This window comes from Pedobacter panaciterrae, assembly GCF_013204795.1.
Taxonomy (GTDB): Bacteria; Bacteroidota; Bacteroidia; order Sphingobacteriales; family Sphingobacteriaceae; genus Pedobacter; species Pedobacter panaciterrae.
Genome location: NZ_JABMKW010000006.1, coordinates 1 through 17509, shown reverse-complemented (window position 1 = coordinate 17509; position 17509 = coordinate 1). Strand labels below are relative to the sequence as shown.

The 17509-nt window shown below is 36.8% G+C and carries 12 protein-coding genes; 11 read left to right on the top strand and 1 reads right to left on the bottom strand.

The genetic code is table 11. The features are described 5' to 3' along the window. Positions 1-32 precede the first annotated feature (32 nt). From pyrR to HQN86_RS01515, 11 genes are all read left to right on the top strand, one after another. Entirely contained in the window at positions 33-581 is a 549-nt protein-coding gene (gene pyrR / locus HQN86_RS01565; RefSeq protein WP_172659290.1) for a bifunctional pyr operon transcriptional regulator/uracil phosphoribosyltransferase PyrR, read from the top strand. Between the two features lies 1 nt (position 582). Then, on the top strand, positions 583-1515 hold the full coding sequence (locus HQN86_RS01560) for an aspartate carbamoyltransferase catalytic subunit (protein WP_172659289.1): 933 nt from the start codon (positions 583-585) through the stop codon (positions 1513-1515). Between the two features lie 133 nt (positions 1516-1648). After that, a complete protein-coding gene (locus HQN86_RS01555; protein WP_172659288.1) occupies positions 1649-4666 on the top strand; it encodes a tetratricopeptide repeat protein in 3018 nt (1005 codons plus the stop codon). Positions 4667-4677: 11 nt separating this feature from the next. Continuing rightward, the gene (locus tag HQN86_RS01550) at positions 4678-6381 is read left to right on the top strand and encodes a TonB-dependent receptor (RefSeq protein ID WP_172659287.1); all 1704 of its coding nucleotides are present in this window, start codon (positions 4678-4680) and stop codon (positions 6379-6381) included. Between the two features lie 54 nt (positions 6382-6435). Further along, positions 6436-7818: an HU domain-containing protein gene (locus tag HQN86_RS01545; protein WP_172659286.1), complete on the top strand. Its 1383-nt coding sequence runs from the start codon at positions 6436-6438 to the stop codon at positions 7816-7818. A gap of 2 nt (positions 7819-7820) precedes the next feature. Next, complete coding sequence (locus HQN86_RS01540; protein ID WP_152542437.1) at positions 7821-8531, top strand: MotA/TolQ/ExbB proton channel family protein; 711 nt, start codon at positions 7821-7823, stop codon at positions 8529-8531. Further along, the gene (locus tag HQN86_RS01535; RefSeq protein WP_048907142.1) at positions 8531-8932 is read left to right on the top strand and encodes an ExbD/TolR family protein; all 402 of its coding nucleotides are present in this window, start codon (positions 8531-8533) and stop codon (positions 8930-8932) included. The genes HQN86_RS01540 and HQN86_RS01535 overlap by 1 nt, the downstream gene beginning before the upstream one ends. Then, positions 8932-9747, top strand: a complete 816-nt coding sequence (locus HQN86_RS01530; protein WP_172659285.1) for an energy transducer TonB — start codon at positions 8932-8934, stop codon at positions 9745-9747. Before HQN86_RS01535 ends, HQN86_RS01530 begins: the two co-directional genes overlap by 1 nt. A 43-nt stretch (positions 9748-9790) precedes the next feature. Continuing rightward, positions 9791-11077 carry a bifunctional folylpolyglutamate synthase/dihydrofolate synthase gene (locus HQN86_RS01525; RefSeq protein ID WP_172659284.1) on the top strand — a complete coding sequence of 429 codons (1287 nt, stop codon included), beginning with the start codon at positions 9791-9793 and terminating at the stop codon, positions 11075-11077. 108 nt (positions 11078-11185) lie between these two features. Beyond that, positions 11186-12847 carry an alkaline phosphatase PafA gene (gene pafA, locus HQN86_RS01520; protein ID WP_172659314.1) on the top strand — a complete coding sequence of 554 codons (1662 nt, stop codon included), beginning with the start codon at positions 11186-11188 and terminating at the stop codon, positions 12845-12847. Between the two features lie 85 nt (positions 12848-12932). Then, positions 12933-16295, top strand: a complete 3363-nt coding sequence (locus HQN86_RS01515; protein WP_172659283.1) for a methylmalonyl-CoA mutase family protein — start codon at positions 12933-12935, stop codon at positions 16293-16295. A 73-nt stretch (positions 16296-16368) separates the two neighbouring features. On the opposite strand, the gene HQN86_RS01510 is transcribed toward HQN86_RS01515, so the two are convergent. Beyond that, on the bottom strand, positions 16369-17349 hold the full coding sequence (locus tag HQN86_RS01510; protein ID WP_048907147.1) for an acyl-ACP desaturase: 981 nt from the start codon (positions 17347-17349) through the stop codon (positions 16369-16371). Positions 17350-17509: the final 160 nt, after the last annotated feature.

Below are 17509 nucleotides of genomic sequence, written 5' to 3'. Positions count from 1 at the left end.
TTTTTGGCTATATTTGTACAACAATTTAGTCAATGCAAAAGAGAACCCTGCTAGACGGACAAAAATTCCAAATCACAATTAAGCGACTTTGTCATCAATTAATTGAGAATCACATCGATTTTTCTAATACTGTTTTAATAGGTATACAGCCAAGAGGCAGTTACTTTGCCGACAGGGTGCAACAAGAGCTTTCACAAATCCTTAAAAAAACCAACATTAAAAAAGGCAATCTGGACATCACCTTTTTTAGAGATGACTTTAGGAGAAAGGACGGAATAGTTTCTGCAAACAGCAATACCATAGATTTTATAATTGAAGGCCAGAATGTTATCCTTATTGATGACGTATTGTGGACCGGCAGAACAATTAGGGCTGCAATGGATGCATTACTTGCATATGGAAGGCCTGAAAAGGTTGAACTAATGGTGTTAATAGACAGGCGTTTTTCCAGACAACTACCTATCGAGCCAGATTATATAGGCCAGAAGGTAGACAGCCTAAACTCACAAAAGGTTAAGGTAAGCTGGAAAGAAACCGAAGGAGAAGACAAAGTTATCTTATTATCAGAAAGCAATAAATAGTATGGCAGTAGAGAAATTATCAACCCGACATCTTTTAGGTATCAAAGATATTAACCGGAATGATATTGAATTAATTTTTGAAACTGCAGATAACTTTAAGGATGTAATTAACCGACCTATCAAGAGGGTTCCATCTTTGAGAGATATCACCATTGCAAATATCTTCTTCGAAAACTCCACCAGAACCAAACTTTCTTTCGAACTGGCAGAAAAGAGGCTTTCAGCTGATGTGGTTAATTTTGCAGCGTCTTCTTCCTCTGTGAGTAAAGGAGAAACGCTAATAGATACTGTAAACAATATCCTGGCTATGAAAGTGGATATGGTAGTGATGAGACATCCATATGCCGGAGCCGGACAATTTTTAAGTAAGCATATTAAAGCTCAAATTATAAACGCAGGAGATGGTGCACATGAGCATCCCACCCAAGCGCTACTTGATGCTTTTTCCATTCGCCAAAAACTGGGCGATGTAGCCGGAAAAAAAGTAGTAATCGTTGGCGATATCCTGCACTCCAGAGTTGCCATATCAAATATTCTTTGCTTACAAAAGCTTGGTGCTGAGGTGATGGTTTGCGGCCCTACTACTTTAATTCCCAAGCACATCCAAAGCCTTGGTGTAAAGGTTGAACATGATCTGATTAAAGCACTTAACTGGTGTGATGTGGCAAATATGCTCCGCATCCAGCTGGAAAGACAAGACATTAAATATTTCCCTTCATTAAGAGAATACGCCATGATGTATGGGCTGAATAAACAGATTTTGGACAATCTTGATAAAGAAATAATTGTAATGCATCCAGGCCCAATTAATCGCGGTGTAGAGATTACTAGTGATGTTGCTGACAGCAAACAATCAATCATCTTAGAACAGGTAGAAAATGGGGTTGCCGTAAGGATGGCAGTACTTTATTTACTAGCCTCTCAAAGAGATTAACTTTCTTTAACAGCTTTTTTATACCATTTTCTTTTTCTGTTCGTTAAACCTGTGTTATTAACACATGTTAATTTCTTATGCTATCAAGACACAATACTATATCTATATTAGTACCAACCATATTTGAAATCAGATGCAAAAAAAATACTTTTTTATTCCGCTGTTACTAGCAGGCGGCTATACTGCAAGTTATGCCCAGTCGAGCCTACTAGTTAACCTCAATAAAAATTATCAAACAGGACTCGAACTGCTTGACAATGAAAAATACGTTGCTGCTGCCCAGCAATTTAAACTGGTTGAACAGCTTAGACAAAAACCAGGAACACAACAGGAAAGCAACTCGGAACTTTCCTTATTAAAAGAAAATGCTAAATTCTATGCTGCTGTTTGCGCATTAGAATTGGGCAATAATGATGCAGAGAGTTTATTTCAAAATTTCATAAAAGATTATCCACTTAATCCCAATACAAAACTTGCCTATTTTCATGTAGGAAAATCATATTTTGATCAGAAAAACTACAAGAAAGCATTAGAGTGGTTTGAAAAAACAGATCCTTCTACTCTTTCTGCTAAACAACGTTTAGAATATCAGTTTAAGCAAGGATACGCTTATTTTTTACAGAACGACATTGAAAAGGCCGAGCCTTTATTTGAAACTGTTAAAAAAGAAAAATCTCCTTTCCAGGAAAGTGCTACCTATTATTTTGCGTACATCAATTACCTGAACAAAGAATATAAAACTGCATTAAGCAACTTTGAGAAACTTAAAGGATCTCCAACATACGAAGCTAGTTACCCTTATTACATTACTTCAATGTATTATCTTGATGAAAGATATGATGATGTATTAGAATACGCCCTGCCCATTCTTAAATCTTCAAAACAACAATATGAGGCAGAGATGTTAAGTCTTATTGCTGCTTCATATTTTGCAAAATCTGATTTTGTAAATGCAGAGAAGTATTTCAAAGAGTTCTACGCTAAAGATAAATCAAATGTTAAAAATAACCTTTTCATTTATCAATACGGATACTCGTTATTTCAATTGAAAAGATATCCTGAATCAGTTTCAATTTTGGAAAAGCTTGATACGGATGATGTATACCTTCAAAGCGGGATGTACACTTTAGGTCGCTCTTTCATTATTCTTAAAGACAAAGAGAAAGCAAGAAGTGCCTTCTTCAGGGCATCAAGACTTGATTTTGATAAAGTTATACAAGAAGAATCATGGATCAATTATGCAAGGTTAAGTTATGAACTAGACTTTAATCAGCAAGCTCTTGAAGCGACCCAGAACTTTTTAAAACAGTTTCCAACTTCTCGCAAAATTAACGAAGCAAAAACCTTACTTGGAGAAATTCTATTGACCAGTAAAAACTATCAGGCTGCAATAGATATTCTTGAACCGATTCAAAGCAAATCGCCAGAGGCCAGAGAAGCTTATCAAAAAGTGACTTACTTTAGAGGACTGGAGTTTTATAACGAACGAGCATTCCCTAACGCTTTATCAATGTTCTTACGTTCTGAGAAGTTCCCCGAGGATAAAGAAATTCACGCATTAAGTACGTATTGGAAAGCCGAGGCTTCTTACGAATTAAGAAAATTTGGTGAAGCTGTTAAACATTTCGAAACATTCCTTGGAATGCCTGATGCTGATAAAACCGGGGTTTATAATTTTGCAAATTATGCCCTTGCCTACGCTGCATTTGAAAACGAAAGCTACGGAAAAGCAGCTACATACTTTGAACGCTTCTTAGCGGGTAACGATAAGGATCAAAAAACAGTTAACGATGCCATCATAAGGTTAGCTGACTCTTATTTTGTAAATAAAAGTTACGGCAATGCACTTGTAAACTATAACAAGATCATCAATGCCAGATCTACGGGCGAAGATTATGCACTTTTTCAACGTGGTATGATCCAGGGATTGGAAAATCAAAATGAGGCTAAAATTGGAACCATGCAGGATCTTCTTAAACAGTTCCCTAATTCTAATTATGCTGATGATGCTGGTTTCGAAACTGCCTATACTTATTTCAATATTGGCAATTTCGATAAATCTAGTACAGATCTTATTAGTTTAGTTAGTTTATATCCTAATAGCAGTTATGTTCCAAGAGCCTTGGTTACCATTGGCCTTGTTCAATATAATCAGGATAAAGACGATCAGGCATTAGAGTCATTCAAAAAAGTAATCAGAGATTACGCCAGTAGCGAAGAAGCAAAACAGGCATTAGAATCTATTAAAAATATCTATGTTGACCGTGGTGATTCACAAGGTTTCATCACCTATGCTAATTCAACTCCCCTAGGTAATTTCTCCGAAGCAGAACAAGATAATATAGTTTTCCAGGGAGCAAATAACCTTTATTTAAAAGGCGACTTCAAAGGTGCTTTTGAAGCTGTAAATGCTTATTTTGATAAGTATCCGAAAGCAATACATGACAAAGAAGCTAAGTTTGTTAGAGCTGAGTCATTGGTTAAGCTTGGTCGCCCTCTGGAAGCTGTTGCAGATTATGAGTACATTCTTAATGACTGGACAAGTGATTATACTGAACGTTCACTGGTAAGTATTTCTCAATTGTTTTTAGATCAGAAGAAATATAACGAAGCAATTGTTTACCTAAAAAGACTAGAAACTACTGCCGATTACAAAGTTCACCATAGTTACGCTATAAATAACCTCCTGAAAGCCTACGACGCATTAAAGATGCCTGATGATATGATCAAGTATGTTCAGTTGATTAAAGAGTCTGAAAAAGGTTCTGAGGAAGAGAAGAACAGTGCTGATCTATATGCGGGTAAGGCCTATTTATTAAAGGCCGATACAACAAGTGCAGTAAAAGCCTTCAATAATGTAGTAAGTAAAACTAAAACCCTGGCAGCAGCCGAAGCTAAATACAATATTGCTGCAGTACAATATGCCAAAGGTGATTATAAAACCTCAACTAAAACATGTTTTGATCTGATTAACAATATGGCCTCTTATGACTATTGGGTTGCCAAATCGTTCCTTTTATTGGCAGATAATTATGTAGCTCTAAAAGATAAGTTACAAGCTAAAAGTACGCTCTTAAGTATTATCGACAATTATGAAGGCAAGGATGATATCGTTCCAACTGCTAAAGAGAAATTAGAAAAAATTAAATAAGATTAAGCGACATGAGATTAACTAAATTAATATATAGTACCCTTTTCTTTATCACAGCTACATCCCTAGGGTTGAAAGCTCAGGATACAAAGACTACAGAAAAGAAGACGGATGAGAAGGCTGTTACCGAAGAAATTGAAGTTGTAAGACCTTACAAACCTATTTTAGCAGAGGCAGTAAAACTGAGAAGAAGCCCTGATCTGAATGATATAAAAACATATAAGGCTAAATTTAACTATAGCCTTACAGATAGAAAATTAGAACTAAATTCCGACATTAATAAATTACAAGCCCAGGAAGTAGTTGCCGAAAAACAAGAAGAGCTAATAAACAACTATATTAAAGGTGGTTTCGGATCTGCGAAAACTATTTTTGGCGAGGCCTATATAAACCTGGGCCGTGATGAGGCTATGCAAGCTGGTGGATATTTTCAACATTTTAGTCAGTCAGGCAAGCTAAATAAACAACAGTCTAGTCAGCAAAAACTTAGTGTTTTTGGCCGTAGCATTGGCGATGTTGTTACCTTAAGTGGTCGTGTTAATTTTCAAAGAAACGGATTATATTTCTATGGCATTGATAAGAACAATCCGACATTAAATCCCGATCCTGAAAAACAAACACTTAATTTCTTTGAAGCAGAAGGGGAACTTGTAAATAAATACACAGAAGATCCCGACGCCCTTAGTTATGCATTGAAACTTAACGGATATATCTGGAGTGATAAATTTAATGCCAAAGAAAACTCAGTTGTTTTAAATGGATATGTAAATAAGAGAATCAGTAAGTTTAACTTAGGTCTTGCTGCATCAACTGAATTCGGAAGCACTAAAGATGAGCTAGTAAGTGTTGGCAACAATCTTTTAAAGTTAAATCCTTATATCAGATTACAGGCCAGCGGTGTAAAAATAACCGCTGGAATTAATTTTGTACAGGAATTTGGCGCATTCTCATCAAGTAGGATTTTCCCGGCTGTTACAGCTGATTTTACATTAATACCTGATTACCTGCAAATATTTGGAGAAGTAAAAGGTGATGTAAACCGTAGTTCTTTAAAACAATTTAGTGATGAGAATCCATTCTTGAACAACAATATTACCATCAGAAATTCTATCGAAAAACTAAGTATCAGTGGCGGTATTAAAGGCACAGGCGGTCCTGGTTTTGGATACAAAGCAAGAGTATACCACAAGAGCATTGAAGACATGCCATTGTTCGTAAACAACTTTTCAAATTTCAATAAATTTGATGTGATCTACGATTTCGGAACTATGAAACTTATTGGAATAGAAGGGGAACTCTCTGTACAGGTAAGTGATGCCTTAAAATGGACAGGTAAATTAAATTTTGAAGATTATAAACCAGCCGCAGAAACACAAAGCTGGTTTAAACCTCAAATGCGTTTAAGTTCTGATCTATCATATGTGATCAACAAAAAAGTAACCCTTAATGCTTCTGTAGCGCTTCAGGATGATAGCAAAGCAAAAATTTATACTGCAGCTCCTGCTAATCCTTATTATACACCTGATCCTGCAAATGAAACAGTAGTTACTGTTAAGGGATTTGTCGATCTAGGAGCCGGAGTATCATATAAAATAAATAATAAGTTTTCTGCATTCGCGAGAGCCAACAATTTGTTAAACTCATCGTATAGCAGATACCTGCATTATGAGGTAATTGGGCTCAATGTTTTCGGAGGTATAAGCTACTCATTCTAATAGGTTTTTAATTAATAATTGGTTGATACGGAATTAAAATTTATTTTTACCAGAATGGATATCTTATCATACCTTACTGAACTTATAAAAACTCGTAAAGAAGTTGGAATTTCTGGACTGGGTACTTTTTATAAAAAGAAATCGCCAGGAAGGTACGATGTTGAAACACACTCTTTTCTGCCGCCAAGTTATACTTTGGCATTTGCAGAAGAGAATAGAGAATCTCAATCTCTTATCGCCTACATCAGTAAAAAAAGGAACGTATCAACCGAGGCGGCTACTTATTATATTGACCAGTTTACTGATGAGACAATAAAGCAGCTTTCCGAGAAGCAATACGCTGATTTTGGAGAAATAGGTATACTATCTGGCACACCTGGAAACTTAATTTTCAACCCCAAAGATCAACTAAACTTTGGCTTTGACTTTTATGGTTTACCTCCTTTAAAAGAAGACGCAACTGCCATTATTAATGAAAACATTGCGGAACCTGAAATAGCTGATGAACAAGCTATTGAACAACCACTATCTTTTGAACAAGAGCCTATCATTACAGAAGAGCAATTGAATCTTGAAGATAATAATGCCGATTTGAGTGATGGGTCAGATGAGATAGAAGTTATTGTTCATCATCATGAAGAAAAACCTGCACGGGATGACCAACCTGTTTATGACGAGATATCAGAAGTTAAAATAGCCCAAAAACCTACCTCTTCAATTTCGATTGAAACCCCAGAGGGTTTAGATGATGACTCAAATGTTGTTGAAGAGCCTATTGCTCCAAAAGTTACCAATACTCCATTCTTTAACACACCAAGTCCACTAGAGCCACAGATTGCTGAACCAATAGAGATTGAAGAAGAAAATCATGGACTTCCGTTCTACCTAAAAATTATTATTGCCTTTGCAATAATAGTAGCAATAGGATTGGCCGCGTATTTTATTAAGCCCGAACTTTTTAATGGTGCTTTAAATAAATCCGACAATGGTCTTCACGATAATTCTGAACTGATCAAAAATAATGATAAAATCAAAACTGATTCAATTGCCCAGGCAGATAGTATCAGAATAGCTAACGAGAGAGCAATACAAACTGCAGATTCAATAAAAAAGGATAGTTTGGCTGTTAGTCCTGCTCCAACGCCAGCTGTTTCCGGAGCTACAGTTAGTGGCCCTGAAGGTCCTGTTACATGGGAAGTTATTGGTGCTTCAGTAATTAATCAAAAGGAAGCAGATAAATTTATCGCCCAAATGAAAGCAATAGGCATAACTGCAAAAGTTATCCCAACCCTTCCTGGTAAAAGGAGATTGAAAATTAGCATTGCAACATTTAAAGATGAGGAAAGTGCAAGGGAAGGACGCAAACTACTAGTTACAAAATTAAAAGATCCAGGAATTTATATACATCAAAATAAACACACACACAAACCACAATAAATATGATCGTTTTATTACAAGGTGCAACTGATACCGCTAACAAGCTTATTGATACCGCTAATAACTTAAACCAAGCAATTACAACTGCCCCACCAGAGCTTCATTTCATAGACCTTTTATTTAAAGGCGGATGGGTAATGCTCCCTTTAGCTTTTTTGGCATTTTTGGGATTAGTGATCTTTGTTGAAAGATACCTGACAATAAGAAAAGCTTCTAAAACTGAATCAAATCTAATGCTTCAGATTAAGCAATACATTCATGATGGAAGATTAGAAAATGCAATAACTTTATGTCGCAATAATAACTCTCCATTGGCAAGAATGCTTGAGAAAGGATTAAAACGTATTGGTCGCCCTATTAAAGATATTGAAGCTGCCATTGAAAACAACGGAAAATTAGAAGTATCGAAATTAGAGAAAAACATAGGCATATTAGGAATTATTGCAGGTATTGCTCCCATGCTTGGTTTCGTAGGAACAATTATTGGGGTAATTACTATTTTCCATGACGTTTCCATTAAGGGTGCTATTGAAATTGGTACAATTTCTGGTGGTCTTTATACAAAAATGATTACCTCAGCAACAGGACTGATCATAGGTATTATTGCTTATGTGCTATATCATATTTTAAATATGATGGTTGAGCGTATAATTTTAAGAATGGAAACTGATGCTATCGAATTTATTGATCTATTAGAGGAGCCAGGAAAATAATGAATTTACGCAAAAGAAATAAAGGAACTGTAGAAGTACATACCTCTGCTTTGAACGACATCATGTTCTTCCTGCTTTTGTTTTTTCTATTGGCATCAGCTGTAGTTAATCCACAGGTAGTGAAGTTATTACTACCTCGTTCAGAAGCAGGACAACAATCTAATTCCCAAAAAACCGTTACTATATCCATAGATGATAATTTAAATTATTTTGTAGATAAGCAACCTACTAAGCCTGAAAATATTCTGGCTGTAGTTGAAACCATGCAAAAGGCATCACCAGATTTAACTATAGTCGTTTACGCTGAAAGAAAGGTTTCCATTGAAAACGTGATGTCTATCTACGATGTAGGTAACAAATTGAAACTCAAAGTTGTACTCGCTGTAGAACCTAAGAAATAATGACTTATCCTAAAGAAGAAAACAATTATCCCAAGGCACTGGCAATATCTACCGGTATCATGGCTGCATTGCTTGCTTTAAGCTTCTTTATCGTTATAGGAAGCTTTGAGCCTGAAGAAGCAGGTATGGGGGGTATGGTTGTTAACTATGGAACTTCTCCTACAGGTATGGGATCAGATTACACCAGTATAGAAGAGCCATCTGCCGATCCGAATGCAAATAACCGTAAACCAGATAAAGTTACACCAGAAGAAGTAACTAAAGAGACTCCTACTCCACAAACAAGCGAAAAAGAGATCGTTACGCAAAACTCTGAAGATGCCGTAGTTGTAAAGAGTAAAGCAACTAAAAAAGAAGCAACTCCTACTGCTACTAATACAGAGACAAAACCGTCAAAACCAGTTGTGAATCAAAATGCCCTCTACAAAGGAAAATCCAGTAAGGGAGCTGGTGCAGGTGATGGAACAGGTGATACACCAGGAAATCAAGGGAGTAAAAATGGAGATCCGCTAGCTAATAATTATGGCGAAGGGGGATCTGGTTTTGGGGAAACTCCCATTGCATTAAGGAAATTCACAAACCTGGTTACTCCAAAGGACGATGGTCAGAAAACTGGTAAAATCGCTGTACGCATAAAAATAAACAAAGCCGGTCTTGTTATAGATGCTACTCCCGGAGTTAAAGGAACTACCCTAAATGATAGGGAATTATGGCAAAAATGCAAGGAAGCTTTAATGGGTGCTCGCTTAGCGCCATCAGAAACCGCCCCAGATATTCAAATTGGTGTAGTTGTTTTCAACTTTAAAGTTAAATAATCAGGTAGCTTTGATACTTTTGTGATGTTATTAAGCATCAGAAATGAATTACGAACAAACCATAGATTATTTATACCGCAAACTACCAATGTTTACCAGGGTGGGTGCTGTTGCCTTTAAAAAAGATTTGCACAATACCATCGCTATGTGCGAAAGGCTGGATAATCCGCAAAATAATTTTAAGACGATACATATTGGCGGCACAAATGGGAAAGGTTCAACCTCCCATATGTTAGCCGCCATTTTTCAACAAGCGGGTTATAAAACCGGATTGTATACCTCTCCTCATTTAAAGGATTTCAGGGAACGCATCAGAATTAACGGCGAAATGGTTTCTAAAGATTTCGTCATAGATTTTGTTGATCAACAACAAGAAATAATTGAGGAACTTAGTCCTTCTTTTTTTGAAGTTACCGTAGCCATGGCATTTTCATATTTTTCTGAACAGAATGTGGATATTGCTATAATTGAAGTAGGTTTGGGTGGACGATTAGACTCAACAAACATTATAACTCCAGAATTGTCTGTTATCACCAATATTAGTCTTGATCACACCAACATCCTCGGCAATACATTAAGGGAAATTGCAGGAGAAAAAGCTGGAATTATAAAACCAGGTATTCCTGTCGTAATTGGGGAAAGCCATCCAGAAACAGATCAGGTTTTTATTCAAAAAGCAAAGGAGACACAAAGCCTGATTCTTTTTGCCGACAAGCAATTGCAAATTAGCAAGTCAGTTAAAGAAGATGAGTATTTAAAAGTTTCCATCTCGCAGAATGGAAATGTATTGATTGAAAATCTCTTGCTTGATCTTACTGGAACGTACCAATTAAAGAATATTTTAACTGTTATTCAGGCAGTCGAGACTTTAAGGGCATTAGATTTTAAGATTGATAATGATGCACTTTATGCTGCATTAAAAGAGGTAAAAGGTTTGACCGGTTTAATGGGGCGCTGGCAAATATTAAGTAAAAACCCTTTAATAGTTTGTGATACCGGGCATAATATTGCAGGTATAACAGAAGTGATGCAAAACATCAACGATACACCACATAATAAACTTCATGTTGTAATTGGGATGGTGAAGGATAAAGACATAAGTGGTGTATTAAATCTTCTTCCTGCAAAAGCCACGTATTATTTTTGCCAACCACAACTAGAAAGGGCACTGCCTGCTCAGGAACTTGCAAGTGAAGCAGAAAACCATGGGCTAAAAGGATTCGTATTTCCAACTGTCGAACTTGCAATAAATGCAGCTAAGAAAAATGCAAATGCCGATGACCTTATTTATATAGGTGGAAGTACTTTCGTAGTGGCCGAAATACCATAAAACTTTTACACTATATTAAACGATACCTATGGCCAAGTAATTAACTTTATAAAATCCTAATAAAACTGTTCTCTTGCCTTATAAACTCTAAAAATTCAACAAATAATGATGAAAAGAATTATCCTTTTATTTACCATTTTAGCCCTGTTCTCGACGGGATCAATAGCACAAAAAAAAACAGCACTAGCAAAAAACACATCTTCTAATACATTAAACAGACCAAAATTAGTTGTAGGCTTAGTTGTTGATCAAATGAGATGGGACTATCTGTATCGTTACTATAGCAGATATTCAAATGGTGGATTTAAGCGAATGGTAAATGAAGGGTTCTCTGCTGAGAATACTTTTATTCCATACACTCCTACCTATACAGCATGCGGACACTCGAGTATCTATACCGGATCAGTTCCAGCTATTAACGGGATCATTGGAAACGATTGGTACGATCCACAATTAAAACGAGGAGTTTATTGTGCCGAAGATACCACAGTTAAAACGGTAGGTAGTGATACCAGAGCTGGCTTAATGTCTCCTAAAAACTTACTTACCACAACCATTACTGATGAACTTCGTTTAGCTACAAACTTTAAAAGTAAAGTAATTGGCATATCACTAAAAGACAGAGGATCAATTTTACCAGCAGGTCATTCTGCAAATGCGGCCTATTGGTTTGATGGGGGAACTGGCGATTGGATTACCAGTACACACTACATGACTCAATTACCATCATGGGTAGTAGATTATAACAAGTTGAAAATGGCAGACAAGTATTTTGAGAAGAACTGGAATACATTATATCCAATTGAAACTTATGATCAAAGCACTAGCGACAACAAAGAGTATGAAGGAAAATCTAGAGGAGAACAAACCCCTACCTTCCCTCATCCTTTCAAATTGTATGCAGGAAAGAATTATGAAATGATAAAAAGTTCTCCTTATGGAAATACAATGACTTTAGAGTTGGCCAAACTTGCTATAAATTCAGAGCACCTTGGTGAGGGAAGTTCCACTGATTTCCTTGCTGTCAGCTGTTCTGCAACAGACTATGTTGGACATCAATATGGGCCAAATTCAATAGAAGCAGAGGACACGTACCTAAGGTTAGATAAAGATTTGGAACAGTTCTTTAATTATCTGGATACTAAAATTGGCAAAGGAAATTATCTAGTGTTTTTATCTGCTGATCATGGGGCAGCGCATGTTCCAGGTTTTATGACTGAGAATAAACTACCTGGGGGGCTATTCAATGACTCTCCGGTTATAAAGAGTTTAAATACTACAATTGAAGAAAAATTTAAAGTAAAAAAGGCAATCATCACTTCTACTAACAGCCAGTTTTACTTCAACCATCAGGCAATTAAGGACGCCAATGCCGACTTTGATGCAATAAAAGCATTAACAATTGCAACAATAAAGGAGCAAGATGGAGTTATGGATGCAGTAGATCTCACTAAATTAGCTAGTTCTACCCTACCTGAACCAATAAAGAAAGCCATTACTAATGGATATAATGCACGTAGAAGTGGCGATGTTTATTATATATTGAAATCAAACTATTTCGAAGGCGGAAAAACAGGAACAACTCATGGTGCATGGTTCCCATATGACTCGCACATTCCGTGTGTATTTATGGGATGGAATGTAAAACCAGGAAAAACAAATAAAACTCATTACATGACAGATATTGCAGCTACCCTGGCTGCAATGCTCCATATTCAGATGCCTAGTGGCTGTATAGGCGAACCTATAACAGAACTAACACATCAATAAAATCTTTATAGGTACAAGAAGGCCACTCAAGAATATTTTTGAGTGGCCTTTTTGTTACCTTTGATTACCAATTATTAAACCAGCTATGGAACAAATTGAAATCTATAAGCCCAAACATAAAATCCGTTTTGTAACTGCCGCGGCATTATTTGACGGACATGATGCTACAATCAATATCATGAGAAGGATTCTTCAATCCTCGGGGGCAGAAGTAATACATTTAGGCCATAATCGCTCGGTTGAAGAAGTTGTAAACTGCGCTATACAGGAAGATGTTCAAGGGATTGCGATGACTTCCTATCAAGGTGGTCATATCGAATATTTTAAATATATGTATGATTTGCTTCAGGAACGTGGGGCACCCCATATCAAAATATTTGGTGGTGGTGGTGGTGTGATCCTGCCTTCGGAAATTGCGGAATTACAGGCTTACGGTATTACAAGAATCTATTCCCCTGATGATGGCCGTAAAATGGGGTTGCAAGGCATGATTAATAATATGCTTGAACAAACTGATTTCATCACTACAAAATCTTTAAATGGGGAATTAAAAAACATCCCAAAAAAAGATATCAAAAGTATTGCTGCAGCAATCACAGTTGCAGAAAATGATCCAGATGCTGCTCAATCTTTCGTAAACGAGTTAAAAAAACTGACTATCAACAACAATGCTCCGGTACTTGGTATTACAGGAACTGGTGGATCTGGTAAGTCATCCTTAGTTGACGAGTTGGTAAGAAGATTCCTAACAGAGGTAAAAGATAAAACACTTGCAATTATCTCAGTTGATCCATCAAAGCGCAAAACTGGAGGCGCCTTACTTGGAGATAGGATCAGGATGAATGCAATAAATAATTCCCGAATATATATGCGCTCATTGGCTACAAGGCAAGCCAATTTAGCACTTTCAAAAAACGTTCAGGAGAGCATTGATATCTGCAAAGCTGCAGGTTATGATCTAATTATAGTTGAGACTTCCGGTATTGGGCAATCAGATACTGAAATAACGGAGCATTGCGACATCTCTTTATATGTAATGACTCCCGAGTTCGGTGCAGCTACCCAGTTGGAAAAGATTGATATGCTCGATTTTGCTGACCTTGTTGCCATCAATAAGTTCGATAAGCGTGGTGCCCTGGATGCTTTACGTGATGTCCGAAAACAATTTAAACGCAATCACAATCTGTTCACTGCAGATGACGACAGTCTTCCTGTTTATGGTACAATGGCTTCTCAATTTAACGATCCGGGCATGAACAATCTCTTTACTGCCTTAATGCAAAAGATAAAGGAAAAGACAGGAATCGATTTTAAAGCCCAAATGGAGCTTATAGGAGGAGAATCCGAAAAGATTTATATAATTCCCCCAGACAGAATACGATATCTCGCAGAGATCGCTGAATCTAGCCAGACATACAATGAATGGGTAGATAAACAAGCTGCAATTGCTAGAAAAATGTATCAATTACAAGGTGTTATTGATCTTTCAACTGAGGAAAACCTAACAAACACCTTAAAAGAGATTTATCAACATCAAGAGGAACAACTGGATGGAGAATGTAGGAAATTACTGCGCCAATGGCCCGAGACTAAAACCAAATACCAGCAAAAGTTCTTTGTATATAAGGTAAGAGATAAAGAGATCAAACAACCACTCTTTTACGAATCACTCTCTAAATTGCAAATCCCAAAGGTATCGCTCCCTCGATATAAGGATTGGGGCGACATTCTTCAGTGGTTATTGACAGAGAATGTCCCTGGTGAATTCCCGTATGCCGCCGGTGTTTTTCCCTTAAAACGCGAAGGAGAAGACCCAACCCGCATGTTTGCAGGAGAAGGTGGACCAGAAAGAACCAATAAAAGATTTCATTATGTATCCTTAGGTCAGCCTGCACACCGCTTATCCACGGCCTTTGATTCTGTAACTCTTTACGGAGAAGATCCACATGTACGCCCCGACATTTATGGCAAAATAGGCAACTCTGGTGTAAGTATAGCAACTCTCGATGATGCTAAAAAATTATACTCCGGTTTTGATCTTTGTGCTTCATCAACCTCAGTGTCCATGACAATAAATGGGCCCGCACCTATGTTATTAGGATTTTTCATGAATGCAGCAATAGATCAGCAATGCGAGAAATACATAATTGAAAATGGACTACAAAAAGAAGTAGAGAACAAAATTCTTTCGATATATAAGGAAAAGGGACAGCAAAGACCAACATATAATGGCTCTTTACCTGAGGGGAACGATGGTCTGGGATTAATGCTTCTTGGCGTAACCGGCGATAAGGTATTACCAGCAGATGTATACGTTAAAATTAAAGCACATGCCATAAGTACCGTGCGCGGCACTGTCCAGGCAGATATTCTTAAGGAAGATCAGGCACAAAACACCTGTATTTTCTCTACTGAATTTGCCCTAAGGATGATGGGTGACATTCAAAACTATTTTATTACCGAAAAAGTACGCAACTTCTATTCAGTATCAATCTCCGGATATCATATTGCTGAAGCAGGTGCAAATCCAATATCTCAACTTGCCTTTACATTGAGTAATGGTTTTACTTTTGTTGAATATTATCTGAGCAGAGGAATGAACATTGATGATTTTGCGCCTAATCTATCTTTCTTCTTCTCTAACGGCATCGATCCTGAATATTCGGTGATTGGCCGTGTAGCAAGGCGTATATGGGCTAAAGCAATTAAAAACAAATACAAAGGAAATGATAGGTCCCAAAAACTGAAATATCATATCCAGACCTCAGGCCGTTCATTGCATGCTCAGGAAATTGATTTTAATGATATACGCACAACCTTACAGGCTTTATATGCAATCTATGATAACTGTAATTCTCTTCACACAAATGCTTATGACGAGGCTATAACGACTCCAACCGAAGAATCTGTGCGCAGGGCGATGGCTATTCAGTTGATCATTAACAGAGAACTAGGCTTAGCTAAAAATGAAAACCCACTGCAAGGAGCCTTTATCATTGAAGATTTAACTGATCTGGTTGAGGAGGCAGTATTGTTAGAGTTTAAACGTATTAATGACAGAGGAGGGGTATTAGGAGCAATGGAAACCATGTATCAGCGTGGTAAAATACAGGAAGAAAGCTTATACTACGAGACGTTGAAACATACTGGTGAATATCCTATTGTAGGGGTAAATACCTTTCTAAATAAAAATGGCTCACCTACAATAATACCCGGAGAGGTAATTAGAGCAACAGAAGAAGAAAAACAATATCAAATTACAGCACTTAAGACCTTTCAAGATAGAAATTCAGACTTGTCGGCAGCAGCACTAAAAAAACTTCAAAAAACTGCTATTGCCGGAGAGAATATATTTAATGAACTTATGGAAGTATGTAAGATATGTTCTTTAGGTCAAATCTCTAATGCACTTTATGAGGTTGGGGGCCAATATAGACGAAATATGTAAAACAATTAATACTAAAAAAGGCCTGAATTCTTAAACTCAGGCCTTTTTTAGTATTAAAAGATACAGCTTTTAGTTAAGCATGAATCCAGCTAAATTTATAGTCCATTGTTGGATTGTTCATTCTCTCAGCAACGCGCAACAGCCTGTTTGGTAAAGCCATGATATAATCACGTGCTTTTTCTCCGGCTTCATTTAAATCACGCATACTTTCTAACTTCCACTCTTCAATTAACTGTTGCATGATTTCCACATAATCAATCGCAGTATACACTCCTAAACGTTGAGCAGCATCAGTAAAATGTCCGAATGTTTGTCCAATTTTCATACCCATTTCGCGTAAAAAGTGAGCAGGCATTACGATCTTCTTTCTCATCATATCTTCAAAAGCGACCATAGCCTCATTTGGATCAACTTCAAATATTTTCGACATAAAATCTTTATATGCCTTTGCATGACGTGCTTCATCAGATGCAATTACTCCACACATTTTAGAAAGTAATGTGTCACCATCCTTTTTAGCTAAAGAAGCTACTCTCCTGTGAGAAATATTTGTAGCTAACTCCTGAAAACTAGTATATATAAAATTTCTATATGGATCATGGCCGGTTCCTATATCAAACCCATCTGCAATTAGGTATTGAGTTGATATTTCCATCTGGCGCATATCAACGCGACCTGACAAGTAAAGATATTTATTTAATAGGTCACCATGCCTGTTTTCCTCCGCAGTCCAGTGACGTACCCATTTCATCCATCCACCTTGTTCATTTCTAGTAATCCCGTCCACCATACAAAGCCACGACTCGTATGTCGGTAATGCTTCTTCCGTAATTGTATCACCTATTAAAACAGCTACAAGATCATAAGAAAGATCCTTAGCATTCTCACGTAATAATTTTATATCCTGGTAGAAAGTTTCACTAGTAGAATCGGGCAAAAAATCAGATGGCTGCCAATTTGTATCAATCGGTTTCAGGTATGTTTCCATCATATCAAGCATATAGCCTTCTATATGTAACATTACTTCCCTTCTCTTTTCCGCGAATAAATTCATTCGTTTATATTATTTTAAATTTGTATCAAATATACCAAAATTATTGCATAAAGATGGTTGCACCAATACTTTATTAAGAAATAATCTAAGGCCCCTATCCCCTTATCTGGTTGATTATTATGTAAGGTATTTATGAATATAAGAATAACATAGCATTCAT